Origin of the sequence: Methanothermobacter sp. (genome assembly GCF_030055435.1) — an archaeon.
Lineage (GTDB): Archaea > Methanobacteriota > Methanobacteria > Methanobacteriales > Methanothermobacteraceae > Methanothermobacter.
In genome coordinates this window covers 53,001-78,412 of the sequence record NZ_JASFYG010000007.1, presented here as the reverse complement: position 1 = coordinate 78,412, position 25,412 = coordinate 53,001, and the positions used below count along the sequence as shown (strand labels likewise).

Below are 25,412 nucleotides of genomic sequence, written 5' to 3'. Positions count from 1 at the left end.
AGGCATAACGCGGTAGATTATTTGCATTGAGGATTGTCAGGTCATAGGACCCTCTGAATATTTTCATCAACCTTTCTTCTGAAGGCAGTGATCTTCTGAAGGAGACCCCTTGAATCATCACCCCTTAAAACAAGTCCAGAGGGGGTGCTGAACTCAATACCATCGGCACTTATCCCCTTGAAAATTATCTCAACCTCACTGGAGTCATCAGGGAGGTCATTTGTCCTCACCGTGTAATCAAGCAGTAGCTCATCATGGGGGAGTACCTCAGAGATGGCCCTCTTCAGTGTCATCTCAAGTACATCCAGCAGTGTCTCAATAACCGGCAGATCATACCACCAGCAGTAGCCGAGTAGCATCTTTATCTCGATGTCCCTTATTGAGACCTCACCATGGTTTTTAGCCACCACCCTCAGAGAGCCCTTAGAGGCCTTCAGGTTTATTCTCTGGTCACTCATTTGAATCAATCAGAGCACTTATAAGGTCATTGGCCCTTGCAAGCCCGGTGAGGTTTCCCTCATAGTCTATGATGGGTATCTGTTCAATGTTCCTCCTCTTCATCTTCCTTGCGCAGGAGGTGACCGTTGTTGAGGTGGTTGCGGTGACTATATCTGTTGTTGCAACGTCCCTGACCTCCTTGTCAGGGAATTTGAGCTGGTTTTTTATAACGTAGAGCACGTTTTTACTGTCCCAGGCCCACCTGTCACCCTCTGTACCCACGGATGTATTATGAACCGTGCTTTCAGAGACAACCTCGCTTTCATTTATGAAGTCTGTCTCTGTGAGGACCCCTGAGAGTTCACCGCTGTTGTTGAGGGTCAGGAGCACCTTCAGCCCGAAGTACCTCATTATCTCAAATGCCACGCTGAGAGGTGTTCTGTCCCATGTTGTGGGGATGTTCCTTGTCATGTAATTCTCCACTGGTTCATCGATTTCCATCTCTGCAATTGCACCTGCAACAAGGTCATAGCTTGTCACTATACCCACAAGCTTGTCCTGGTCAACAACAGGGACCCTCCGGATGTTCCGCTCGAGCATCCTCTCTGCAGCCACCCTGACGTCATCGTCTGGGGCTACTGTGACGGGATTCCTCGTCATTATCAGCGCTATCTGCTCCTCATCTGGATTCTCAACAAGGTCTGATCTGGTTATTATCCCCACAAGTTCTTCTGTTCCCTTTTTAACAACTGGAAGCCCTGATACATTCTCCTTTCTCATGAGTTCAAGGGCTGTTGCCCTGTTTCCTGGAACAGTTACATAGTGTATTTTCTCTGACATTATCTCCTTTACAAGCATGACCAACACCAGAAGCGAGTCGGTTAAAAAAAATGGTTTTCAGTGAACAACAAGGACCGGGCAGCCCGCTGACCTTACCACCTTCTCTGCCACGCTGCCCAGAAGAAATCTGTCAAGGCCGTGTTTGCCTGAGGTTCCCATGACCACGAGATCCACGCCCTCCTTCTCCACTGTCCTCAATATGGCCTCTGCAGGTGAACCCTCATCGGTCCTGAGTGTCAGTTTAACACCTGCCCCTGATTCCTCAACAAGCTTCTTAACGGCTTCAAGGGACCTTGATGCCTCCTCCTCCAGCATCTCCCTCAACCTTATTATAAGGTCGTCTGCCGGGAGACCCACAAGGGATGATGTCTCCATAACTGTTAAAGCGATTATCTCGGCTCCACTTTCCCTGGCAATCCATATAGCATGTTCAGCTGCCTTGTTGGCATGTTTTGAGCCGTCGGTTGGGAGCAGGATTTTACTGTACATAGCCTCACCTCTTAACTAATTTACCTTTTATTATTAAATATATTATATTTTTCGATTCAGTACGGTTTATGATGGAGAGGTAGGGGTCAGCGGATAGTTTCTCAGTGATCATGAGGTTCGCCGGGAATCCCTCCTCAATAACACCCCCACCCGTTATCTCCGATGCGTTAACTGTTGCCATCCTCAGCACCTCAAGTGGTGGGAAGTATTCGCCTGTGGATCCCCTTGTAACCTTCAGAGTGTACTCCATCTCCCTGAGGAGGTCCGGCGAGTTGAACATGACGTTGTCTGTGCCGAGAAGGAGATTTATGCCCATCTCATGCATCCTCTTAACTGGGGGTATGCCTGCTGAAAGCGCCCCGTTGGATCTGGGGCAGAGCACAACCGATGCCCCGCTTTCCCTTACAATTTCAAGGTCATCCTTGACTGGGTTTGTGAGGTGCACCAGAAGCTTAAATCCAGCATCCACAGCCCTTTCAACCTCACTCCTGCCTGTCTCTTCAAGTGACCTCCTCTGGGATTCTGGGTGCTCTGCAACGTGAATCGATGCAACCTTACCCATCCTTTCACATTCATCAACGATTATGCGAGCTGCCTCGTCGGTTATCTCACCCATACCACTTGGTGCAAAGCCATCAGATACCTCAAGGATCCTTCTCACAGCACGTCTGACCTCAGCATTTGATGCTTCAGGGTCAAAAACCACAGGGTCCCTTCCTAATATCATTCCCTTCAGTTGGAGATCATCCATTGCTTCAGTGAGGAGTTCAGCACCCTCAACACCACCCTCTCTGTAGTCAATGAATGATCCTGTGCCATGGGCCATCATGTCAAACATCGCATCCTTCATGGATGCTTTAAGTTCCCAGGGCGTGGATGATGCAAGTATCAGGTGTTTCAGGCCATTGGGGGGTCTCACTATATCTTCAAGTGGCCTCCCATCACCCAAGTCCATTGCAACTGAATCTCCAAGGTGCACATGGGAGTTCACAAGGGCAGGTGCAACCATGAGGCCTGATGCATCAATCCTGTTGCTTCCAGGGATCCTATCAGGTGTTATCTCGGCTATGATGCCATCTTCAATGAGGAGGTTTGTCTTTTCGGGTCTCAGGCTTGCACCACGTAGGACAGTCCCGTTTTCAACAACAAGCATATTTGAATATTGGTTTTTGCTATATTTTATCTCTTTGTAAGCAGGAGAGGAATAAAAAAATAATTATTCAGACATCCATGAGTTCCTGAGGAAAGAATTAATGAGATATTGTTCAGAATTTCCTGATGTTGTTTGTTTCTGATTTCTCAGAAACCCCATTGTAGTAGTCGACCTTAACCGTGCCCCGTGAGTACTTATAGTAGGTCTTTAGTGTGACTGTTGCACCAGGATTCAGTGTACCTGTGTACATCTGTTTATAGTTCTTTGTTGAGGAGCTGCCATACCACACCCTTGTATAGAAGTTTCTGGCTGCAGCTGTTCCCTGGTTCTTAACGTATATGTAGAGTGTGCTTCCAGATTTTCTTGTCCCCGTTACCACAAGGTCGGGTTTTGGGTTTCCAACTGTGATTGTCTTCTTCTTAACTGAGATTAAGCCGTTGCTATCTGTAACGGTCAGTGAAACTGTGTAGTAGCCCTCCCTTGCATAGGTGTGGGTTACCTCTTCACATGTTGCTGTTGAGCCGTCACCGAAGTTCCATTTGAGTGTTAATGTGTCGTTATCAGGGTCATATGCAGTTGACTTGAAGGTGAATGTTCGAAGTGATGTTGAACCGCAGTAGGTGTATGTGAAGTCCGCCACTGGTTTGCTTCCTGTGAAATTGGGTTTGACCTTGGTTCTGTACCATTCCTCTGCGGCGGCATCATCATAGGGTGTTGTATCGCTGGCTCTTGGGAATGTGCCGTTCCAGTCCCCGACAAAGGCCGCCCATCCATGGTCGTTGCGCCAGATGGCTGTGCCATTGTAAACTGTGCTCTTATTTATAACCTCATAGTTATTATTCTGGTTGGCCTCATAGAAGTTCCTGGAGCCGTTGAGGAAGTCGTATATTATCTCTGCACCATCATATGCAGTGGCATAGTAGTTGGCGCCTGAACCTGTGAACATCCTTGAGAAGTGATAGATGGTCTCTATGGGGTTTTTAACCTCATAATCCTCAACCCATCCAGTTGAGAAGCATGCGTGGAGTAATATTACAGGTATTCCTTCCTTGAATGGCAGGTAAAATGTCTGTCCATTGACCTGCACCATGTCACCTGCACTCCATATGTAGCCGTCACTTGCAACCAGTGAGAATGGTGGGCTGGCATAGCCCCCACGGCAGTCATAGTTTCCTGACATATATCCTCCATGGCCCGCGTATATCACAGCATCTGCACCGTACATGCCCTTGAGTATGTTCTTAATGGTTGCATTTCCCTTGTAGAGTTCAACTACCTGGTAACCCCTGTTCTTGAGGGTTGTTGCAACCTTCTTTGCCTCATCATACATGCAGCTGCTATCTGAGAGGCTGTCTGCAACTATGAGTATGTGGGCCTCTGATAGTGGTAATGCAGTGAGTGATAATATTATGAATGCAGCGAGCATGAGTTTCCCATATCTCATGTTCTTCACCGCTACATTCTATAATATCACAACAGTTTAAATTTTAAGGAAAAGTTGGTGCAATGGATCACATCCCGTGGTATTCGTCAAGGGACTTCACAGTTATCCTTCCAAGTCGAACAGCCTCAATGGCATTAAGGGCTGCCCTTGCCCCAGCAAGTGTCGTAACGTAGGGTATTCCAAGTTCTACGGCCATTCTCCTTATTAGATAGCCATCGTCGGCTGACTGCTTCCCTGATGGTGTGTTGATTATGAGACCAACTTCACCATTAAGTATGGAGTCCCTTATGTTTGGTGACCCCTGGCTCACCTTCCTCACAACCTCTATATCGGCTATGTCACTGACCGCCCTTGCTGTCCCACGGGTTGCCATGATCTTGAAGCCCAGGTCACTGGCCTTTTTAACGATGTCGGCTATCTTGTCCTTATCCTGGTCCCTGACGCTTATGAATACCTTTCCCTCTGTGAGGAGGTCCATACTGGCAGATAGCTGGGACTTGTAGTAGGCTATCCCAAAGTTCTCATCGATACCCATTGCCTCGCCGGTGGATTTCATCTCAGGGCCCAGCACCGAGTCTGCCCCTGGCAGCTTTATGAAGGGAAAAACAGACTCCTTCACCGCCACATGCTCTATCTCCTTCTCCTCTGTTAATCCAAGGTCCCTGAGCTTCGCCCCCATCATCAGCTTGGCAGCGATTTTGGCAAGGGGTACGCCTGTGGCCTTACTGACAAATGGAACGGTACGGCTGGCCCGGGGGTTCGCCTCAAGTATGTAGACTGCTGGGTCAGAGTCGGGTTTCACGGCGTACTGGATGTTTATTAGGCCCACAACCTCAAGTTCAAGGGCAAGTTTCCTTGTATACTCCTTTATGGTTTCAATTATCTCCTGTGGGATGCTCTGCGGTGGTATCACACATGCTGAGTCCCCTGAGTGGACCCCCGCCTCCTCTATGTGCTCCATTATCCCCCCAATGTAGACGTCGGTTCCATCAGAGAGGGCATCCACGTCAACCTCGATTGCATCCTCAAGAAACTTATCCACCAGGATGGGATGCTCAGGGGATACCCTCACAGCCTCCTTCATGTACTCCTCAAGTTCTCTCTCATCGTAGACTATCTCCATTGCCCTTCCACCGAGGACATATGATGGCCGTACAAGTACAGGGTACCCTATGAGTTCAGCCACCCCCCTTGCATCCTCAAAGGACTTGGCGATTCCGTAGGGTGCCTGTGGGATCCCCAGCTTATCAAGGACACGGCTGAACCTTTCACGGTCCTCAACCCTGTCTATACTCTCATGTGGTGTCCCCAGTATCCTGACACCCTCCTCTGCCAGGGGCACTGCAAGGTTTATGGATGTCTGGCCCCCAAACTGTACCACGACGCCCTCAGGTTTCTCCTTATCTATCACAGCAAGGACGTCCTCCAGTGTGAGGGGTTCAAAGTAGAGCTTATCAGATATGTCATAATCTGTACTCACGGTTTCAGGGTTGTTGTTAACCATTATGGTCTCGTAGCCCTCTTCACTTAGTGCCATTGCTGCATGTACACAGCAGTAATCGAATTCTATGCCCTGACCTATCCTTATTGGACCTGAACCTATGATGAGGACCTTCTTCCTGTCTGAAACCTCAACCTCATCTTCAAGGTCATAGCAGCCATAGTAGTAGGGTGTTTTAGCCTCAAATTCAGCTGCACAGGTGTCAACCATCTTGTAGACAGGTTTTATATTATTCTTGATTCTGAGGGACCTTATTTCGGATTCTGTGAGCCCTGTTATTGATGCCAGCCTTGAATCTGAAAAGCCCATCCTCTTTGCCTTGAGGAGAACCCTGGGATCCCTCAGGGATTCTCTGGTTAGAGATGACTCGAAGTTCACTATGTTCAGTATCTTCTCCAGGAAGAATGGGTCTATATTCGTAAGTTCATGTATCTCATCTATACTCATACCGTCCTTAAGGGCTGTGTATATCTGGAACAGCCTGAGATCAGTGGGGTTCTCAAGGTCCTTTTTGGTGTAGGGTATCTCCATGAAGCCATCAGCACCTATATCAAGAGATCTTATGGCCTTGTTAAGGGACTCCTCAAGGGTTCTTCCTATAGCCATAACCTCCCCTGTGGATTTCATCTGAACCCCTATCTCCCGGCTTATCCCCCTGAACTTATCAAAGGGCCACCTTGGAATCTTTGTCACAATGTAGTCGATGGATGGCTCAAAGGATGCCGGTGTCTCCTTTGTTATGTCATTCTCTATCTCATCGAGGGTCATCCCAACGGCTATCTTGGCAGCGATCTTGGCTATGGGGTAACCTGTGGCCTTTGATGCCAGTGCACTGCTCCTGCTCACCCTCGGGTTCACCTCTATGACCTTGTACTCGCCTGTCTCCGGGTGGACAGCGAACTGTATGTTGCAGCCCCCCTCAATCTTGAGGGCCCTTATGATCTTTATTGCCGCATCCCTCAGCCTCTGGTTGTCCTCGTCACTGAGGGTCTGGGCCGGCGCAACCACCACGCTCTCCCCCGTGTGTATGCCCATGGGGTCGATGTTCTCCATGTTACAGACGATTATGCAGGTGTCATTTCGGTCCCTCATGACCTCATACTCGAATTCCTTCCAGCCCATGACCGACTGGTCTATGAGGACCTGATTGATGAAGCTCATCTCAAGGCCCCTGGTGGCTATCTCAATGAGCTCATCACGGTTATGGGCCACACCACCACCGGTACCCCCAAGGGTGAATGCTGGCCTCACTATAACAGGATAACCTATCTCTTCAACAGCTTCAAGGGCCTCTTCAACTGAATTTACTGCTCTTGCTGCGGGTACTGGCTCGTTGAGTTTCTTCATGAAACTGTCAAAGAGTTCACGGTTCTCAACGTTTCTTATGGTCTCAATGGAGGACCCTATAACCTTCACGCCCTCAAGGGCTCCCATCTCTGCAAGGCCCGTTGCAACGTTGAGGCCTGTCTGTCCCCCCATGGTTGGGAGTACTGCGTCGGGTTTCTCCTTTTCGATTATCTTTGCAACTATTTCAGGTGTGAGGGGCTCCACATAGACCCTGTCAGCCATTTCCATGTCGGTCTGGATGGTGGCAGGGTTTGAATTGACGAGTACTGTTTCAATCCCCTCCTCCCTCAGTGATTTGCATGCCTGAGAACCTGAGTAATCAAATTCAGCAGCCTGCCCTATCTGTATAGGGCCGGATCCTATGATAAGTACCTTGTTGATGCTTTCATCCCGCGGCATTTATATCCCCATCTTCCTCTTATCCTAGTATTCTTTCATAACACTTACAAGGCGATCAAAGATGTTCATGGTATCATGTGGCCCTGGTCCTGCCTCAGGGTGGTACTGGACACTGAAAACTGGGAGTTCCCTGTGTTCTATTGCCTCGGGTGTCCCGTCGTTGAGGTTCAGCTGTGTTATCTCAATATCCGTCCCCCTTACTGAGTCCGGGTCGATGGTGAACCCGTGGTTCTGGGATGTTATTGAGACCGTGCCTGTCCTGAGGTCCTTCACCGGCTGGTTTATACCCCTGTGCCCGAATTTCATCTTGTATATGCTGGCCCCGAATGCAAGGCCGATTATCTGCTGTCCCAGACATATCCCGAATATGGGAAGCTGTTCTGATAGTGTTCTGACCGTGCTTATGGCCTTCTTCACCCTTGTGGGGTCACCAGGTCCGCTTGATATTAGGAGTGCGTCAGGGTCATATTCCATTATTTCCTCTGGATCCATCCTGTAGGGTACAACAGCAACACCAACATCCCTTTCAAGGAGGGCCCTTATGCTGTTTCTCTTGATTCCGCAGTCAACTATAACAACCCTCCTCTCTGCGTCCTCATTCAGGGTGACCGGTTCGGTGACACATACCTGGTCCACAAGGTCAATCTCGGTTATGTCTGGCTGGTTCACTGCCAGTTCAAGGAGTTCATCATCATCAATCTCCTCTGTTGCAAGGGCACCCTTCATGGTACCCCTCTCCCTTATCTTTATGGTAAGGGCCCGTGTGTCAACACCCGCTATGCCGGGGATTTCATATTCCTCAAGGAACTCTGAGAGTGTCTTTTCTGATAGCTGGTGTGATGGTTTCTGGCATTCCTCCCTCACTATGAGGCCCTCGGCCTTTATACCATCTGACTGGTACCATTTCTCAGATATTCCATAGTTGCCCTGCAGAGGGTAGGTTGGCATGAGTATCTGGCCCTTGTATGAGGGGTCTGTGAGTGATTCAACATAACCCGTCATGCCGGTTGCAAATACAACTTCCCCCGTCTTTACTGTTTCAAATCCAAATGCCTCTCCTTTTATTATTGTACCGTCTTCCAAGGCTAATTTTGCTTCCCTAAACATTTCACCACCGTGATCATGACTTCTGACTGGTTAGACTTAATTTAATATTCATGATCATAAGGAGAATCTCCTCCAGAGTGGAGATCCATCCTCATCACCACAGCGTCCTCTCCATCCTCATAGTAGTTTGCTATAACCTTCTCCTCACTGAAGCCAAGGGCCCTGTAGAAATTTATGGCCCCTCTATTCTTTGCCCTTACCTCCAGTTTAATATTTTTAATATGAAATTTTTCAAATATACCTATGGCTGTCCTCACAAGTTCAGCCCCGACACCCTGGCGGCGGTAATCTTTATCAACTGCAAGTGAAATAATATGACCTTCATCCTCAAAGCGGATCCAGAATATTATGAATCCAACGACCCTGCCGTCCTCCTGGGCCACGAGGAAACCTGCTCCAAGGTTGTATATGTCCCTCAGGAGGTGTGCCGGGTAGGGATCAGAAAATGATTCCCTCTCAATCTTCAGAACCGTTTTAAGGTCCTGTGGTCTGAATTCCCTTACTATCATCTCTATCTCCGTGGTACAATGTGGGAAGATCTTGCACTTTACATAATCAGGAGTTCGCAGCCATCCGACCGTGTTGTTGAGGTTGGTGCCGGCAGATTCCTGTATGTTTCAGATTATATCATGAAACATTCAAAAGTTGATTTGATTCTAACAGATATTAAACCTTCCCGTGGGGACATAATTTACGATGACATCACCTCACCGGACATGGATATCTACAGGGATGCCGCCACAATATACTCCATAAGACCCCCATCTGAACTCCACACCCCCCTTATGATGGTAGCGGACGCAGCTGGTGCCCGGCTGATCATAAAACCACTCACTGGGGAAAATATAGCCACAGAAAAACCCATGAAACTTGTAAATTACAGAAAAACCTTTTTCTACGAGTACAATCCATAAACCCATCTGATTTTTTATGATGTCCTCAAAAGCGGCTTACCTGAGATGATATATGATTCATAGGTGATCCCACCACAATCACAACACTTCATTAATAATATATACCTTATAAACTGGATAATGAATGTCACTGGGTAATCCAATTCAAAAAATATCATGATTCTAGATCTCAAGAAAATTACTAAAATAAATTGAAAAGTGTTAAAAATGAAATGGGCCAGGATGAGTGTAAAGGAAGTCTTGAAGGAACTTAAAACGTCAGAAAATGGTTTAGATTCAGATGAAGCAGCCAGAAGACTTGAAGCTTATGGGAAGAACGAACTGGTTGAGGAGAAAAAGGCAGGACCCATCAGAATGTTCCTTGCCCAGTTCATGGATATACTCATCATACTACTCATACTTGCGGCTGTGGCATCCTACTTTGTGGGTGATGTGCTCGATTCTGCAGTCATACTATTCGTGGTGGTTGTGAATGCCACAGTTGGCTTCATACAGGAGTACAGGGCCGAAAAAGCAATGGAGAAACTCAAGGGCCTGGTATCAACTGAGGCCACGGTTATAAGGGAAGGTATGACCCAGAAAGTACCCGCCTCTGAGCTCACAATAGGGGATATTGTAATCATAGAGGAGGGGGACAATGTACCTGCAGACATCAGACTCATAGAAGCCTATGACCTCCGCATAGACGAATCCACCCTTACAGGAGAATCCATACCCGTCCAGAAGACACATGAGGACCCTGAGGATGAAAGGGATGTTATCGCATTCATGGACTCTGACGTTGTATCAGGTCGCGGTAAGGGCGCCGTCATAGCCGTGGGCATGGATACATCGATAGGCAGGATAGCCGAGATGATACAGGAGGATGAGGGTAAGACCCCCCTACAGGAGAAGATAGCCTCCCTTGGAAAAAGCCTTGGGCTCATAGCGGTGGTTGTATGTGCCATGGTATTCGCCATACAGTTCCTCCGCGGACTTCCACTGGTTGACACCTTCATGACCGCTGTTTCACTTGCAGTTGCCTCTGTACCCGAGGGCCTTCCCGCCATACTGACACTGACCCTCGCGCTGGGTATGCAGAGGATGGCCCGGAGCAATGCCATTGTAAGGAGGCTCCTTGCAGTTGAAACTCTGGGTTCATGTTCGGTGATCTGCACCGACAAGACAGGTACACTCACCCATAACCGGATGACCGTGAGGGAATCAGAGCTCACCTCGCCAGAGATGGCACTCCTTGTATCAGCACTCTGCAACAACGCCACAATCTCAGATGATAGGGTCATAGGTGACCCAACCGATGCAGCCATACTGAGCTTCGCAGAAGAAAATGGATACAGTAGAAAGGATCTTGAGGAGAAATACCCCCGTCTCATGGAGATACCCCTTGACAGTAAAAGGAAGAGGATGACCACCATAAACCAGCTGGCTGACGGGCGATACCTTCTCATCAAGGGGGCCCCTGAGATAATACTCGGTAGATGCAGTTACGTGGATTATAACGGCTCTCTGAGGGCCATGGATGATGATGAACTGGCTAAGTGGATGTCCAGGCTCAACGATATGACATCAAGGGCCCTCCGTGTCCTCGCCCTTGCATACCGGAAACTGCCCGATGGAGATGAAGAGGAGAGGGACCTTGTGTTTGCTGGACTCGTCGGTATGATGGATCCTCCACGAAAGGAGGCTGCCGAGGCCATAGAGACCTGCAGGAAGGCAGGTATAAAGGTTGTCATGATCACAGGTGACCACAGGGACACCGCAGTGGCTATAGCACACGAACTTGGACTCATGGATGATGGTCTGGCCCTCACAGGAAGGGAACTCGATGATCTCTCTGATGATGAATTCGAGGAGATGGTGGAGGACGTGAGGGTCTATGCCCGTGTCTTCCCTGAACAGAAGGTCAGAATAGTTGAGGCCCTCCAGAGGAGGGGCCACGTGGTTGCCATGACAGGTGATGGTGTAAACGACGCCCCCGCCCTCAAAAAGGCCGCCATAGGTGTAGCAATGGGGAGCGGGACGGACGTGGCAAGGGAATCCTCTGACATGGTGCTCCAGGATGATAACTTCGCAACGATAGTTAAAGCGGTGAGGGAGGGGCGAACCATCTTTGATAACATAAGGCGCTTCGTTAAGTTCCAGCTTTCAACAAATGTGGGGGCCATCCTTACAATCGTATCGGCCTCGCTCATCAACCTCCCTGTACCATTCAACCCGATACAGATACTCTGGATAAACATAATAATGGACGGTCCCCCTGCACAGTCCCTGGGTGTTGAGCCCCCTGAATCCGATATAATGCTCAGAAAACCCGAGAGGGAGGATATAATGCCAAGGAGGAACCTGCTGCGTATAGTAATTGCAGGTGCTGTCATGGCGGCGGGGACGCTTGGGCTCTACATGTACATGCTATCCTCAGGGAACGGTGTTGAGAGGGCGATGACAGTTGCATTCACGGTCTTTGTGATGTTCCAGATATTCAACGTATTCAACTGCAAGTCAAGGACCGGGTTTTCCAACAAGTCCCTAATTGTTGCTGTTGCAGCCTCACTCCTCTTGCAGATCCTTGTGGTCTACCTTGCACCCCTAGAGGGTGTATTCAGGACCGTCCCCCTCACGGTTACAGACTGGATCCTCATAATCGCAGTGGCTTCCCTCATACTGATTGCGGAGGCCATCATGAGGCTTGCTGACGGGCGGGAATGACCTATGAATGTTATTGTGATGGCAGGGACCATGGATGCCCGGAGAATCATAGAAAAACTCTCAAAGGATCCTCGAATTGATATAACAGCCACAGCAACCACCGAATATGGTGCTGAGCTCGCTGAAAGTTCAGGGGCATTAAGAACAGTCAGAGGGCCCCTTGACAGATCCGGGCTGGGAGAACTGATAGAGAAAATCTGTGCTGAGCTCCTCATAGATGCCACCCACCCCTTCGCCACAAGGGCCACTGAAAATGCACTCCTTGCATGCCAGGATACAGGCATAACCTACCTGAGGTTCGAAAGGCCACGGCTGGATGTTGAGGGCGCCATAAGGGTTGACTCATTCAGGGAGGCCGGGAAGGTGGCCTCATCACTCCTCAGGGAGGGTGAGGTTGCGATGCACCTTGCAGGGGTCTCAACACTACCTGAGGTTCTTGAGTCACTGGATCCTGAGAGGGTTGCCGTCCGGGTCCTGCCACAGACCTCATCAATTGAGGCATGCCACAGGCTCGGGGTGCCCCCCGGGCAGATCATCGCCATGCAGGGGACATTCTCCAGAGAGATGAACAGGGTGCTCATGGAGGAATACCGTGCAGGTGTGGTTATCACCAAGGAGAGTGGAGAGACAGGGGGCCTCCGTGAGAAGGTCACCGCTGCATCAGAGCTTAGGATACCCATCATTCTCGTTGAGAGGCCAGGGGTTGACCTGAAAAGAGAAAAGGTATTCCATGACATTAATGAACTTGTGGAATATGTCACAGAGATCCTGAATAGAAAAAGAAACTGATAACTGCTTTTAAATCTTTAAAGAACATACACTAAAAAAATTTAGAATAGAAACTAGATAACTGCTTTTAAATCTTTAAAGAACATACACTAAAAAAATTTAGAATAGAAACTAGATAACTGCTTTTAAATCTTTAAAGAATATGTTCAATGGTTCTCAAAGAGAACAACCTCAACTTCCTCTCCCTCATTGAGCATCTCAACGTTCTTTGGCACCTCAATGTATCCATCGGCCCCTGCAAGGGCTGCTATCGCACCGGAATCCCTGAATATGGGCCTTGCATATTGGCCATCAACCCTCACAAGTGCATACTGGACCCTGCCCCTTGATGAGTGGAATCTCTCGGCAAGTTTAAGTGTCCTCACAGAACCTTCAGGGGCTTTTATTCCTGAGAGTTCCCTGAGGAATGGTTCTACGAGTGACCTGAAAACCAGAAGGGCTGCGACCGGGAAACCGGGGAGCCCCACTACCATCTTATCATCAACCACCCCCACTATGGTGGGCTTACCCGGCTTCATGGAGATACCATGAATGACCACCTCACCAAGCTCCGCAAGCACATCCGCCAGGACATCACCCGCCCCCGCAGAGGTGCCTCCAGACGTTATAACAAGGTCGGCTTTGCCCAGCCCCTCAATGAGGGCACTTCTGAGTTCATCGTAATCATCCCTAACTATACCCCCACGGCTGACACTGCAGCCAGCATCCCTCAGTGCCGCCGATATTCCAAGGGAATTTGAATCAAATATCTTTGCAGGTTCAAGTCTCCCTGAGGGCTCAATGAGTTCATTACCCGTGGATATGACATGTACCAATGGTCTTGATACAACTCTCACCGAGGTGACCCCTGCAGCTGAAAGCGCCGCGATCTTGTCGGGTGAGAGTACCTTTCCACCCCCAACAAGTACACTGCCCGCCCCAATATCAGATCCTGTAGCCGCGATATGCTGCGATGGGTATGCCGGTCTATGTATGTAGACGTCTCCGCCACTAACCTCGGTGTACTCAACCATGACAACTGCATCGGCACCCTCAGGTACAGGCGCCCCCGTACTTATCCTGGTGCATGAACCGCTTTCAACCCTCCTTGATGGCAAAGAGCCTGCCTCAACCGTCTCAATACACCTGAGCCTCACAGGTTTCTCATCGCTTGCCCCGAAGGTATCTGAGGCCACCACCGCATACCCATCCCTGGATGCCCTGTCAAATGGTGGCAGGTCAATGGGGCTTTCAACATCCTCTGCAAGTACCCTCCCGAGGGCATCATCAATATTAACGGTTTCAGAACCTCTACTGTAAAGTTCCCTGAAGAGATCGGCCATTATCCTCCTTGCATCATCCAGATCGATTATATCAAGAAATTCGACTCCCATTGGATCACCATGAAAAGCAGTCTAAGCAATTTATTTATATCTGCACCGGTAATAAATTATACTGTCTATTTCTTTGATTGCTGAATGTGTAATCGCATTAGAATCAAAGTTAATCAACGAAAAAAAGAGGAGGAGAGTATTTGAGTAGAGGACATCAGACACAGGAAGTTAGGCGTGTGAGGACGCCCAGGAAGGGCGAGATACCTGGAGTTGTTGAGCAGATAATGGGGCACGGGAAACTCAAGGTGAGGTGTGCCGATGGCCATATAAGGCTTGCCAGGATCCCCGGCAAGATGAAGAAGAGGATATGGATCCGTGAGGGTGACGTTGTACTTGTGAAGCCATGGGAGTTCCAGAGCGAGGAGAAGGCCGATATAGTGTGGAGGTACACCCGTACAGAGTCCAACTGGCTTGAGAGGAAGGGCTACCTCAAACTCTGATTGTCCCGAGAGAAGCTGATTCTAATGGATCCTGAAGAAACAGGACGGGCCCCTGAACTCAGGGCACTTAAATCAGGGGCTGTGGATAGGGTGGAATCTGATCTTGGAAGGATGGAGGCCGCCAAGAGGTTGAAGGGTGTTGAGGATCGTCGGGTGGGAAGTGAGGTCTTTGATGAGCTTACCCTCAAAACACTCTACAAACTTGCCAACTCGGGTTACCTTGCGGTGCTCAATGGTGCTGTGAGCACAGGTAAGGAGGCGAATGTCTTCAAGGGTATAACCGATAACGACGAATTTGTTGCTGTCAAGATCTACCGTGTCGCCACATCTGACTTCAGGAAGATGCAGTACTACATACAGGGGGACCCGAGATTCAGGGTGAGGACAACCAACAGACGCCAGCTTGTCCAGGCATGGGTTAACAAGGAGTTCAGGAACCTTAAAAGAGCCCTGGAGGCAGGTGTCCGTGTGCCTGAACCAGTGGTCGCAAGGGACAACATCCTCATAATGGAGTTCATCGGGGATGACGGTGAACCGGCTCCCACCATGAGGGAGGTTCCACCCGATGACCCTGAGAGGACCCTTGAGTTGATAGTTGAATATATGCACCGCCTCTACACTGGTGCAAGGCTTGTACATGGGGATCTATCCTTCTTCAACATACTGAATCATTCAGGAGAACCGGTTATAATTGACGTATCCCAGGCAATGGTCCTTGATCACCCACTGGCCATGGAGCTCCTTGAAAGGGATATAAAGAATGTGGTCCGTGACTTCAAAAGGCTGGGTGTCAGTGTAAATGAGGGTGATATAAGGAGAAGAATCAAAAAGGAACCAGAAACCCTACAATAATCAGCTCCAAGGAAAAGTATTAAAGAACACGGAAAACCACAACCTGACAAAAAGAATTAAAAAAAGAAAAATCTTAAAACATTACCTTGAACCCTGGCGAAGGGGCGGATAACAAAACAGGAATGGAAAGTCCGCTGGATACTTTACAGGAATTTAATTTAGTGTTATAAACGTTGATCCCTATTTATTCATTGAGGTGAATTAGATGCCCACCGAGGAATATCTAAAAATACCCCGAGGAAGGGTTGGAGTTCTGATAGGTAAAAATGGTGAGGTCAAGTCACAGATTGAGCGTCTAACGCAGACAGACCTTAAAATTGACAGCGAAACCGGTGCAGTTACACTAATACCCCAGGATAAACTCGACGATCCCCTGTCACCATGGAAGGCAAGGAACATAGTCAGGGCTATAGGACGTGGCTTCAACCCGGAGGTTGCCCTAAGGCTCCTGGACGACGATGTTGCCCTTGACATCATCAAGATAACCGACTATGTCGGCAAATCCAAAAAGGCCATAGCACGGCAGAAGGGCCGTGTAATAGGTAGGGGTGGTATAACCAGACGCATAATCCATGATATGACCGGGGTGGATATATCTGTCTATGGAAAAACTGTTGCGCTGATAGGTGAATTTGAAAAACTATCTGTTGCAAGGGAAGCCGTTGAAATGATACTTAATGGCGCCAGGCACAAATCTGTGTACGCATTTCTTGAAAAGAAGAAACAGGAAATGAAAATGAAGGAGTTTCAGAAAGGCGTTAAATTCATGTAAACTCCATCATAAACCTGTTTTTTTGTGAGGGCAAATTTTAATTATTTCACATATATCACTCGAACTATAACTTCTTCAATAGCTACACCTAGGTGTATAAGTTTATATGCTATAAGTTATACATATATGTATATGAGCATGATATCCCATGCGTATTATCCTGTGAAAAATTATTTAAGGAGGCGAACTTTTGGCTAGGCAAGCTTTGGATCTCTTTGACGAAGGATTCCAGGAACTCACCCCCTCAGAATTCTTCAGGAAAAACAAGCAGATGCTGGGTTTTACAGGAAAAATAAGGTCACTGACGATAGTTTTTCATGAACTCATAACAAACAGTTTTGACGCCGCCGAAGAGGCGGGAATACTCCCTGAGATCAAAATAGACCTCAAAAGGATTGGTAAGGACCACTACATCCTCAGACACCAGGACAACGGCCCCGGGATACCTGAAAAGTACATCCCAAAGGTATTCTGTACCATGTTCGCCGGGTCCAAATTCAGAAACATCCAGTCCCGGGGGCAACAGGGACTTGGATGCAGTGGTTGCGTGCTATTATCACAGATGACCACAGGCAAACCCATAAAAGTCATATCAGGGACCAGGGAAAACGGTGAACTCAAAGGGGTCAAAATGACCCTCAAGATGGACGTTAAGAAGAACCAGGGCCTCATACTCGAAAAGGAGGAGGTGGAGGTTGAAGACACAGGGGTCTGCATAGAACTCCACTTCAAGGACGTCTCCTACTCACTCTCAGAGCAGGGAGCCTACGAATACATAAGAAGGACGATGATAGCCAACCCCCATGCAAAGATAATATTCAATGACCCCACAGGAAACCGCTACGTCTTCAACAGGGCATCAGACGTCATTCCACCAATGCCAAAGGAAGTCCTTCCACATCCATGGGGTGTCACAGCCGATGACCTCATATTCATGGCAAAGCACACCAACAAGAGACGGTTCAGAAGCATGCTTACAAGTAACCTCTCAAGGATGTCCTCCAAGAAGATAAAGGAACTGGAGGAACTCACAGGAATAGACCTCAACAAGCGCCCCAAGGACATGAAATGGGAAGAGGCCGAGAAGATAGTTGAGGCATTCAAGAAAATGAAGTTCATGTCACCACCAACCTCAGGCCTCATACCCATCGGGGAGGAGCAGATTGAGAAGGGTATGAAGGAGATACTCCAGCCAGAGTTCACCGCCACCGTGACAAGGAAACCCAAAACCTACCGTGGGGGTATAGCCTTTGTGGTTGAGGCTGGTATAGCCTACGGTGGAAACTCCGGTAGACTTGTCGGTGACCAGAGGAAGGCCGAGATAATGAGATTTGCCAACAGGGTCCCGTTAACCTTTGATGCCGGTAGCTGCGCAATAACCGAGGGTGTTAAGAGCCTTGACTGGAGGCGCTACGGTATAAGGGACCTTGAAAATACACCACTAACCATATTCGTGAACATTGTATCAACCAACGTCCCATACCTCTCAACAGGTAAGCAGAGCGTGGCCCCTGAACCTGAAATACTCCATGAAATCAGGCAGGCCACCATGATAGTTGCAAGAAAACTCTACAAGTACCTTAGGAAGAAGAAGGCCGCCAAAGAGGAGGCTGAAAGGGCCAAGGTATTTGAAAAATACGTTCCAGTGATCATAAAACAGGCGGCTCTCCTGGCAGAGAGGGAGGCACCTGATTACAGGGAACTCCTTGACACAGTTACAAGAAGGGCAAAACTTGAAATTCTGGGGGAATCACTCGATGAATAGAAGGGAAATAGCCATTAACAAACTTAAAAGTCTTGGAGATATTATACTCGACGATGTAGCCCGTGGGAAGATCCCCAGGATAAAGGTTCCATCAAGGGGTACATCCAACATAATCTACGATGAAGAGAAGAGGCACTACATCCTGGGTGATCGCTACGGTACACGTTCCATGGGTAATGTGAAGCAGATAAAGAAGATAGGTCAGATGCTATACACCGCAAACTTCTGCAAAGACCTCGTGGCAAGGGAGAAGACCGCCACCCTAAGGGAGCTCTACTACATCTCAGAGGGCTGGGAGGTGGACTTTGCAGACCAGCAGGAATCCAACATAGTTGGAGAGGACCTTGAGGTTACCCTGGGAATGACCAGGGAGGAACTTGGTCTCATGCCAGAGGAGGACGGTGCATCTGTCTACGGTGCCCTGACGGTCCGTGAAGGTGACATAGAGATAAACGCCCTCAGATCTGGCAAATCAGGTTACAACATATCACCCACCATAGATGAGGTTGAATTCGTGGATCACGATGTTGAACGTGTCATCGCGGTGGAAACAATGGGTATGTTCCACCGTCTCGTGCAGGAGAAGGCCTACAAGAAGTTCGACGCCCTCATCGTTGGGCTTAAGGGCCAGGCCGCAAGGGCAACCAGAAGATTCATAAAGAGGGTCAACGAGGAACTGAACCTTCCAGTGTACATCTGTAACGACGGAGACCCATGGGGATTCCACATCGCCATGGTCATAATCTCAGGGAGTGCGAAGCTCGCCCACGTGAACCACCAGCTTGCAACCCCCGATGCAAAGTTCCTGGGGGTCACGGCAAGTGACATCATAAACTACGACCTCCCCACAGATCCCCTCAAGGACATCGATGTGGTGAGGCTCAAAGAACTCCTGAACGATCCAAGGTACAGGGATGAGTTCTGGAAGACCGAAATAAAGAAGATGCTGAAGATCGGTAAGAAGGCAGAACAGCAGTCCTTCTCGAAGTATGGTCTTGAGTACGTAGTTGACACTTATCTTCCAGAGAAGCTTGAAGCCGTGGAGAACCAGTAAAAACTGTTCTCCATAACTTTGTTTTTATTTATTTTTTTAGAATAAGAAAATTCCTCATGTCTTAAACTCAACGGTTTTTAATGGTTATCCACCCCAAGTCACTCATTCAGAGATAACTATAAACCTAAAGTCCCCACCCATCACAGAGATAACTATATAAAATAATCGATGAGAAATAATATCAGATTACACCTTTAAACTTAAGAGGTTCCTCTGGGAACAAAAGTTTTCAGGGGATAGGAGGTTTCTTTAATGATATCTGTAGCCATTAACGGGTATGGGACAATAGGAAAGAGAGTCGCCGACGCTGTGGCTGCCCAGGACGACATGAAGGTAGTTGGTGTCAGCAAAACAAAACCTGATTTTGAGGCGAGGGTTGCAATTGAAAAGGGCTATGACCTCTATGTAAGCATCCCTGAACGTGAAAAGCTCTTTGATGACGCTGGAATCCCTGTGGGCGGTACCGTGGAGGATATGCTGGAGGAAGCAGACATCGTGGTTGATGCAACACCCGAGGGCATCGGTGCCAAGAACCTTGAACTGTACCGTGAAAAGGGGATAAAAGCCATATTCCAGGGTGGTGAAAAGCACGACGCCATTGGACTCTCCTTCAACTCCTTCACAAACTACGAAGAGTCACTGGGGGCCGACTACACAAGGGTTGTTTCCTGCAACACCACCGGCCTCTGCAGGACCCTGAAACCAATAGATGACCTCTGCGGAATAAAGAAGGTGAGGGCAGTGATGGTAAGAAGGGGTGCTGACCCTGTACAGGTGAAAAAGGGTCCAATAAACGCCATTGTACCGAACCCCCCAACGGTCCCCTCACACCACGGACCTGACCTCAAAACTGTCATGAAGGGCGTTAATATCCACACCGTCGCACTCCTTGTCCCAACAACACTGATGCACCAGCACAATATAATGGTGGAACTGGAGAACCCGGTGGACGCCGATGAGATAAAGGCTAAGCTGGACGAGACAACCAGGGTCATGCTTGTAAGGGCCTCAGAGGGCCTTGCATCAACCGCAGAGATAATGGAGTACGCCAAGGAGCTTGGAAGGTCAAGGAATGACCTCTTCGAGATACCCGTCTGGGAGGAGTCCATAAATGTTGTTGAAGGGGAACTATTCTACATGCAGGCGGTCCACCAGGAATCCGATGCCGTCCCCGAGAGCGTTGATGCAATAAGGGCCCTCCTTGAACTTGAAGAGGACAACATGAAGTCCATAATGAAGACCAACAGGGCCATGGGCATACTCTAAAAACCAATTTTTTTCTATTTAACCCTTTAACCGGGTGTTTTTTTGATAAGGGTTGGTCCTGCAGGGAACCCTGTGGGTTACCGTGGCAGTACAGTCAGTGTTTTCAAGAAGATCAGGGCCATGGGACTTGACGCCTATGAGTACCAGGCAACCTATGGTCTCAGGTTGAAGAAGGAAAACGCCCTTAAGATAGGTGAAAATTCAAGGAAGAATGATATACTTGTCTCAATGCACGGCCCCTACTATATAAATCTTTCATCATCCAACGAGGAAACCATAGAGAAGTCAATTGACCGGCTCTTTGACTGTGCGGTTGCAGGGGAGTGGATGGGTGCCTACCGTATTGTATTCCACCCCGGCTTTTACGGTGACCTTGGGAGGAGAGGGGCCTTTGAGCTCTGCAGGAAGTCACTTGGAGAACTGATCTCAAGACTTGAAAGTTCCAAGGTCAAAGATTTTATCCTTGCACCTGAGACCACCGGCAAGAGGTCACAAGTGGGAAGTCTAGAGGAAATAATAAGTCTTTCAGAGGAATTTGATAAGGTCATGCCCACCGTGGACTTTGCACATATACATGCAAGGGGTGGTGGGTGTATAGGGGGCGCCAGTGATTACAGGAGAATACTTGAGGAGATTGAGGGAAGATTAGGAGTGGAGCACCTACACTGTCACTTCACAGGGATAGAGTACACAGACGCTGGAGAGAGAAAGCACCACACCCTATCTGAAGGCTTTGGTCCTCCTATTAAGCCCCTAATTGAGGTGCTGGTTGAGGGGGGATGGGATGCCACCATAATCTCTGAGACACCCAGAAAGGATGAGGATGCAAGAAGGATAAAGTCTCTCCTTGAGGGATACCTCAGCAGATAACGTTGGTCCAGAATAAGTGTCAGAAAAGTTCCTCCATTTGTTGAATGAAGTTTAAAAGCAGTCTAAGAGTCTCCTTGTTTAGCGAACTGGAGCAAAAGTTCCCAGGACAACATCATAGTGCCTTCATGTTTATCGAATTAACTGCATGAAGTGTGCTTAAAGTCCACACTTCACGACTGTACCTAAAACTTTATACACTCCTATACACAATTTACCTATGATGAATTTATTTCTTGAATATATCACAGTATCAGAACTTGTTTCTGAAGAACAGGTGATGTGGTGAAGTTCAATAACATAGTCTATGACCCCCAGCTATCAGATAAAAAGTTTCCTGTGAAGGCCTCTGATCCTGAAAGGGAGGCGAAACTTGTTGTTCTCCAGCCGGTTGGATACCCCTTCGTATGCAACCTGATGGAGTCCCCAAGGATAGACGCCGTTAACAAGGAGCTCTTTGAGATCTATGCAAGGGACCAGTGGGAGGGTTTCAGTGCAACTGAGGGTTCCTATCTATTCGACCAGAAACTGCTCCCTGACTATGCATTCAAAATAATAAGGGCCCACCCCAACGGTTCAAAGATTACCCGAAACACCTCCATCATACTGCTGGAGAACGAGAGGGAGGAGTTCCATGAGGTGAAAAGTGACATAACCATGGACGATGTTATCGGTCAGGAGGACGCCAAGATAAAGTGCAGGATAATAATGAAGTACCTTGAGGACCCCGACAGATTCAGGGACTGGGCGCCCAGAAACGTCCTCTTCCATGGAAGTCCAGGTACAGGCAAGACCATGCTTGCAAAGTCCCTTGCAAATGAACTCAGGGTTCCCCTCTACCTTATAAAGGCCACGAGTCTCATAGGTGAACATGTGGGTGACGGTGCAAGGCAGATACATGAACTCTATGAACTGGCATCAAAAACTGCCCCATCAGTTATATTCATAGATGAGATGGACGCAATTGGCCTCGACAGGAGATTCCAGTCCCTACGTGGGGACGTCTCAGAGGTGGTTAACGCACTGCTAACCGAGATGGATGGTATAAATCAGAACTGGGGTGTTGTAACCATAGGGGCAACCAATAACCCTGAACTTCTTGATAATGCTATAAGAAGCCGTTTTGAGGAGGAAATAGAGTTCAAGTTACCAGGGGATGAGGAACGGCGGATGATGCTTGAGAAATACATTGAGACCATGCCCCTGGATGTGGATTTCTCCCTGGACAAACTTGTTAAATTGACAAAGGGGATGTCCGGAAGGGACATAAAGGAGAGGGTTCTTAAAACAGCCCTCCACAGAGCACTGGCAGATGACAGTCCCCGGGTGGAGCGTGAACACATAGAATATGCCCTTAAAAAAGGGGATATAAAAGGCGAACCCAGACACATGTTCGCCTAGATCAATTTTTTAATTTTAAATTCCTCTTAAACTTTAATTTTTCTGTAGAACTCTGTGTACAAAACTCTATTCTCTGCATTTAAAAGCTCAGAATACATCCCAACCCTAAAATTCCTCACAGTCAAAGAGCTCAGAGCACATCCTCAAGAACTCTTTATCATCCCTCTCTGCAGCATCCCTGATTTTCAGTGCGATATCATGGAATATCTTATCAACGATGGACCTTGTAAGACCCTCAACAACACTCTCAGGGTCTCCGCTGTTTTCAATTTTCTTAATTGCTTTAGCTGCCTCCCTCTGCCTGAGGGACTCCATCCGTCCCCTTATTTCAGCAAGAAGTGGCTCCACCTCCCTGTGCTTCATTGTCCTCAGGAGGAGTTCAAGTTCAGCCCTCACTATCGCCTCTGCCTCCCTCGCCTCTGCCTCCCTTCTCTTCCGGTTCTCCTCGGCCACGCCCCTGAGGTCATCGATTGTAAACAGCCTGACACCAAGTTCCCTCACGGATTCTTCTATATCCCGTGGGTTGGCTATGTCAATCATCACAATTCTGGATCTTCTCTCAGGTGGTATTGACTCCATGACACGCTCACGGGTGAGTATATAGTGGGGTGAACCCGTGGCACTTATAACAACATCTGCATCCCTGAGGGCCCTGTTGAGCCTGTCGAAGTGTATTGCATCACCACCGAGTTCGCATGCAAGATGGTAGGCCCTCTCATATGTTCTGTTTGCAACCATTATTGCCTTGAGGTGTTTTTCGGCGAGGGCGCGGGCAACCAGTGTCCCCATTTTACCGGCCCCTATAACAAGGACCTTCTTGCATTTGAGGTCACCGTGTATTGACTCTGCAAGATCAACAGCAGCTGATCCTATTGAGACGGAACCCCTGTTTATCTTCGTCTTACGCCTCACTGTCTGTCCCACATGGACCGCCTTGGTGAACACCATATCAAGGAGGGGTCCGCAGGTACCCTCACGGAGGGCCTGTAGCCTTGCAGCCTTTATCTGTCCAAGTATCTGGTCCTCCCCTATTATCATTGATTCAAGACCTGAAGCCAGTCTCAAAATGTGTAGAAGGGCTTCCTCATCTTTTTCAACTGTAAATCCGTTAAAATCAAATTCAGGTGGGACCCCTGTGACGTGAAGGTAGTACTCGACCCTGTTGCAGGTCCTCAGGGGCACCTTCTCGGTCACGGTTCCAAGGGCCTCAAGTTCACCCACAATCTCCTCTATCCTGTCTGATGCTGTCTCCATTGTCTTCACATCAGAGGTCTTGTGGTCAAGTCTTATGTTAAGAATCACCTGAAGCCCCCCTATCCATGATTATGTCCCGCGCCCTCCTTATGGCACCCTCCAGATCACCAGCTTCAAGTTTTTTCTGTACCAGTTTATCCTCAGAGATTTCATAGAGAATTCTCCGCCTCTTTCTGTGATCCGGGACTTCTTCCATGAGCATGCGGCGGGATACATCCTGAACCTCAATCATTAGTATATCCTCTGGTTTTATGACCTCCTGGATCCTCCTGCGGAGGTATTTTGCCATCAGTGGACTCTTTTTACCTGTGAATACTGAGATTGAAACATCCGCTATTTTGAATGTCGATGGGACAACCACGTTACCCCTTGAGGGGTCATCCGCCCGGTTAAGGAGTTTACCCCCTGCAAGTTCAGTTACCCTTTCATTGAGACTTCTATCGGGACTTGCAGTAACTATGAGGTCTGCCTTACTAATCCACTCCTCAAGTTTCTCCTCGGATATTGAAACAGCACCTTCAACTTCCTGTCCAAGAACCGCAACCTCTGCACCGGCCTCGATGAACCTCATTGCCCTTCTTCTTCCAACTTCACCTGAACCCACCACGAGTACCCTCTTACCTTCCATGTCAATGTAGAGGGGTGTGAGGGACATTTTACCATCCCTCAGAGGGATTTCATTCTGAGTATCTTCATAGCTGTTCTGAGGTCATTATCTGCCTCTGCAAGGGCCTCCCTAGCCTCCTCAATGGATACCTCAAAGGCTTCTGCCAGGGCCTTCACGCTCTCAGTGTCAGGTTCAGAGGTACCAACAAGTTCCTCTGAGAGCCTCTTTTTGAGTTCCATGTACTCCTCGGTTGTCATGTTGATCCTCTTCATGGCCATGTCCCTGAGTGGACAGGGCTTTGAGGGTTTGCAGCACCAGACAAGTGAACCGAAGCATGTCCCCTGGCCCTCGCCGAGCCTCGTCTTCCTTGCGAATGACTCCTTGATTTCAATGTAATCCTGTGGTGTCAGTCCCGCCTCCTCGAGTGCTATCATTATTGGGCAGGGCTTCACCGGTGGGCAGCAGAATGCAAGCGCCCTTTTATCACCACCCCTGCAAACATGGGATGGTGCATCGCTCCATACCAAACACAGTCCTCCTTTATTAATTATGTTTATTCTGTTAATAATAATTCACCACGTGGTGGCTGAAATACACCACTTAATGCCTTTAACAGCTTTTTTGATAAATAAAT

23 protein-coding genes are annotated in these 25,412 nt (G+C 48.4%); 11 read left to right on the top strand and 12 right to left on the bottom strand.

Features of this window, described 5'->3' with window-relative positions; genetic code table 11:
• Window positions 1–41: 41 nt before the first annotated feature.
• The 8 genes from QFX30_RS08490 to rimI all read right to left on the bottom strand — a co-directional run bounded on the left by QFX30_RS08490 (window position 42) and on the right by rimI (window position 9,227).
• A complete protein-coding gene (locus QFX30_RS08490) occupies window positions 42–458 on the bottom strand; it encodes a hypothetical protein (RefSeq protein WP_300490867.1) in 417 nt (138 codons plus the stop codon).
• Entirely contained in the window at window positions 451–1,296 is an 846-nt protein-coding gene (locus QFX30_RS08485) for a CBS domain-containing protein (protein ID WP_300490864.1), read from the bottom strand. The genes QFX30_RS08490 and QFX30_RS08485 overlap by 8 nt, the downstream gene beginning before the upstream one ends.
• Before the next feature lie 39 nt (window positions 1,297–1,335).
• On the bottom strand, window positions 1,336–1,767 hold the full coding sequence (locus QFX30_RS08480) for a universal stress protein (RefSeq protein ID WP_013296175.1): 432 nt from the start codon (window positions 1,765–1,767) through the stop codon (window positions 1,336–1,338).
• Between the two features lie 4 nt (window positions 1,768–1,771).
• On the bottom strand, window positions 1,772–2,920 hold the full coding sequence (locus tag QFX30_RS08475) for an amidohydrolase family protein (RefSeq protein WP_300490861.1): 1,149 nt from the start codon (window positions 2,918–2,920) through the stop codon (window positions 1,772–1,774).
• A 112-nt stretch (window positions 2,921–3,032) separates the two neighbouring features.
• Window positions 3,033–4,364 (bottom strand): PKD domain-containing protein, encoded by a 1,332-nt coding sequence (locus tag QFX30_RS08470; RefSeq protein ID WP_300490858.1) that lies wholly within the window; start codon window positions 4,362–4,364, stop codon window positions 3,033–3,035.
• Window positions 4,365–4,431: 67 nt separating this feature from the next.
• Window positions 4,432–7,611: a carbamoyl-phosphate synthase large subunit gene (carB, locus tag QFX30_RS08465; protein WP_300490855.1), complete on the bottom strand. Its 3,180-nt coding sequence runs from the start codon at window positions 7,609–7,611 to the stop codon at window positions 4,432–4,434.
• 24 nt (window positions 7,612–7,635) lie between these two features.
• Window positions 7,636–8,718 (bottom strand): glutamine-hydrolyzing carbamoyl-phosphate synthase small subunit, encoded by a 1,083-nt coding sequence (carA, locus tag QFX30_RS08460; protein ID WP_300490852.1) that lies wholly within the window; start codon window positions 8,716–8,718, stop codon window positions 7,636–7,638.
• 41 nt (window positions 8,719–8,759) lie between these two features.
• Complete coding sequence (gene rimI / locus QFX30_RS08455; protein WP_300490849.1) at window positions 8,760–9,227, bottom strand: ribosomal protein S18-alanine N-acetyltransferase; 468 nt, start codon at window positions 9,225–9,227, stop codon at window positions 8,760–8,762.
• A gap of 18 nt (window positions 9,228–9,245) precedes the next feature.
• Between rimI and QFX30_RS08450 the strand changes: the two genes are divergently transcribed.
• The 3 genes from QFX30_RS08450 (at window position 9,246) to cobK (ending at window position 13,127) form a co-directional block, all read left to right on the top strand.
• Window positions 9,246–9,632 (top strand): UPF0146 family protein, encoded by a 387-nt coding sequence (locus tag QFX30_RS08450; RefSeq protein WP_300490846.1) that lies wholly within the window; start codon window positions 9,246–9,248, stop codon window positions 9,630–9,632.
• Between the two features lie 207 nt (window positions 9,633–9,839).
• A complete protein-coding gene (locus QFX30_RS08445; protein WP_300490843.1) occupies window positions 9,840–12,338 on the top strand; it encodes a calcium-transporting P-type ATPase, PMR1-type in 2,499 nt (832 codons plus the stop codon).
• A gap of 3 nt (window positions 12,339–12,341) precedes the next feature.
• The gene (cobK, locus tag QFX30_RS08440; RefSeq protein ID WP_300490840.1) at window positions 12,342–13,127 is read left to right on the top strand and encodes a precorrin-6A reductase; all 786 of its coding nucleotides are present in this window, start codon (window positions 12,342–12,344) and stop codon (window positions 13,125–13,127) included.
• Window positions 13,128–13,273: 146 nt separating this feature from the next.
• On the opposite strand, the gene glp is transcribed toward cobK, so the two are convergent.
• Window positions 13,274–14,500 carry a gephyrin-like molybdotransferase Glp gene (gene glp / locus QFX30_RS08435; protein ID WP_300490837.1) on the bottom strand — a complete coding sequence of 409 codons (1,227 nt, stop codon included), beginning with the start codon at window positions 14,498–14,500 and terminating at the stop codon, window positions 13,274–13,276.
• Window positions 14,501–14,640: 140 nt separating this feature from the next.
• Between glp and eif1A the strand changes: the two genes are divergently transcribed.
• From eif1A to QFX30_RS08395, 8 genes are all read left to right on the top strand, one after another.
• Window positions 14,641–14,940, top strand: coding sequence for a translation initiation factor eIF-1A (gene eif1A, locus QFX30_RS08430; protein WP_300490834.1), 300 nt, complete (start codon window positions 14,641–14,643; stop codon window positions 14,938–14,940).
• 24 nt (window positions 14,941–14,964) lie between these two features.
• Window positions 14,965–15,792 (top strand): serine protein kinase RIO, encoded by an 828-nt coding sequence (locus tag QFX30_RS08425; protein ID WP_300490832.1) that lies wholly within the window; start codon window positions 14,965–14,967, stop codon window positions 15,790–15,792.
• Window positions 15,793–15,997: 205 nt separating this feature from the next.
• On the top strand, window positions 15,998–16,564 hold the full coding sequence (locus QFX30_RS08420) for a KH domain-containing protein (protein ID WP_300490829.1): 567 nt from the start codon (window positions 15,998–16,000) through the stop codon (window positions 16,562–16,564).
• A gap of 190 nt (window positions 16,565–16,754) precedes the next feature.
• Window positions 16,755–18,329 (top strand): DNA topoisomerase VI subunit B, encoded by a 1,575-nt coding sequence (gene top6B, locus QFX30_RS08415; protein WP_300490826.1) that lies wholly within the window; start codon window positions 16,755–16,757, stop codon window positions 18,327–18,329.
• Window positions 18,322–19,383: a DNA topoisomerase IV subunit A gene (locus QFX30_RS08410; protein WP_300490823.1), complete on the top strand. Its 1,062-nt coding sequence runs from the start codon at window positions 18,322–18,324 to the stop codon at window positions 19,381–19,383. Before top6B ends, QFX30_RS08410 begins: the two co-directional genes overlap by 8 nt.
• A 252-nt stretch (window positions 19,384–19,635) precedes the next feature.
• Window positions 19,636–20,649 (top strand): phosphorylating glyceraldehyde-3-phosphate dehydrogenase, encoded by a 1,014-nt coding sequence (locus QFX30_RS08405; RefSeq protein ID WP_300490820.1) that lies wholly within the window; start codon window positions 19,636–19,638, stop codon window positions 20,647–20,649.
• Between the two features lie 42 nt (window positions 20,650–20,691).
• On the top strand, window positions 20,692–21,519 hold the full coding sequence (locus QFX30_RS08400; protein WP_300490818.1) for a deoxyribonuclease IV: 828 nt from the start codon (window positions 20,692–20,694) through the stop codon (window positions 21,517–21,519).
• Window positions 21,520–21,801: 282 nt separating this feature from the next.
• Window positions 21,802–22,917, top strand: coding sequence for an AAA family ATPase (locus QFX30_RS08395; RefSeq protein ID WP_300490815.1), 1,116 nt, complete (start codon window positions 21,802–21,804; stop codon window positions 22,915–22,917).
• Between the two features lie 105 nt (window positions 22,918–23,022).
• Here the strand turns inward: QFX30_RS08395 and hemA are convergent, their stop codons facing one another.
• The 3 genes from hemA to QFX30_RS08380 are packed head-to-tail and all read right to left on the bottom strand — an operon-like array spanning window position 23,023 to window position 25,305.
• Window positions 23,023–24,219 carry a glutamyl-tRNA reductase gene (hemA, locus tag QFX30_RS08390; protein WP_300490812.1) on the bottom strand — a complete coding sequence of 399 codons (1,197 nt, stop codon included), beginning with the start codon at window positions 24,217–24,219 and terminating at the stop codon, window positions 23,023–23,025.
• Window positions 24,209–24,826, bottom strand: coding sequence for a bifunctional precorrin-2 dehydrogenase/sirohydrochlorin ferrochelatase (locus QFX30_RS08385; RefSeq protein WP_300490809.1), 618 nt, complete (start codon window positions 24,824–24,826; stop codon window positions 24,209–24,211). Before QFX30_RS08385 ends, hemA begins: the two co-directional genes overlap by 11 nt.
• Window positions 24,827–24,837: 11 nt before the next feature.
• Window positions 24,838–25,305: a methanogenesis marker 9 domain-containing protein gene (locus QFX30_RS08380; protein ID WP_300490806.1), complete on the bottom strand. Its 468-nt coding sequence runs from the start codon at window positions 25,303–25,305 to the stop codon at window positions 24,838–24,840.
• Between the last annotated feature and the right edge of the window lie 107 nt (window positions 25,306–25,412).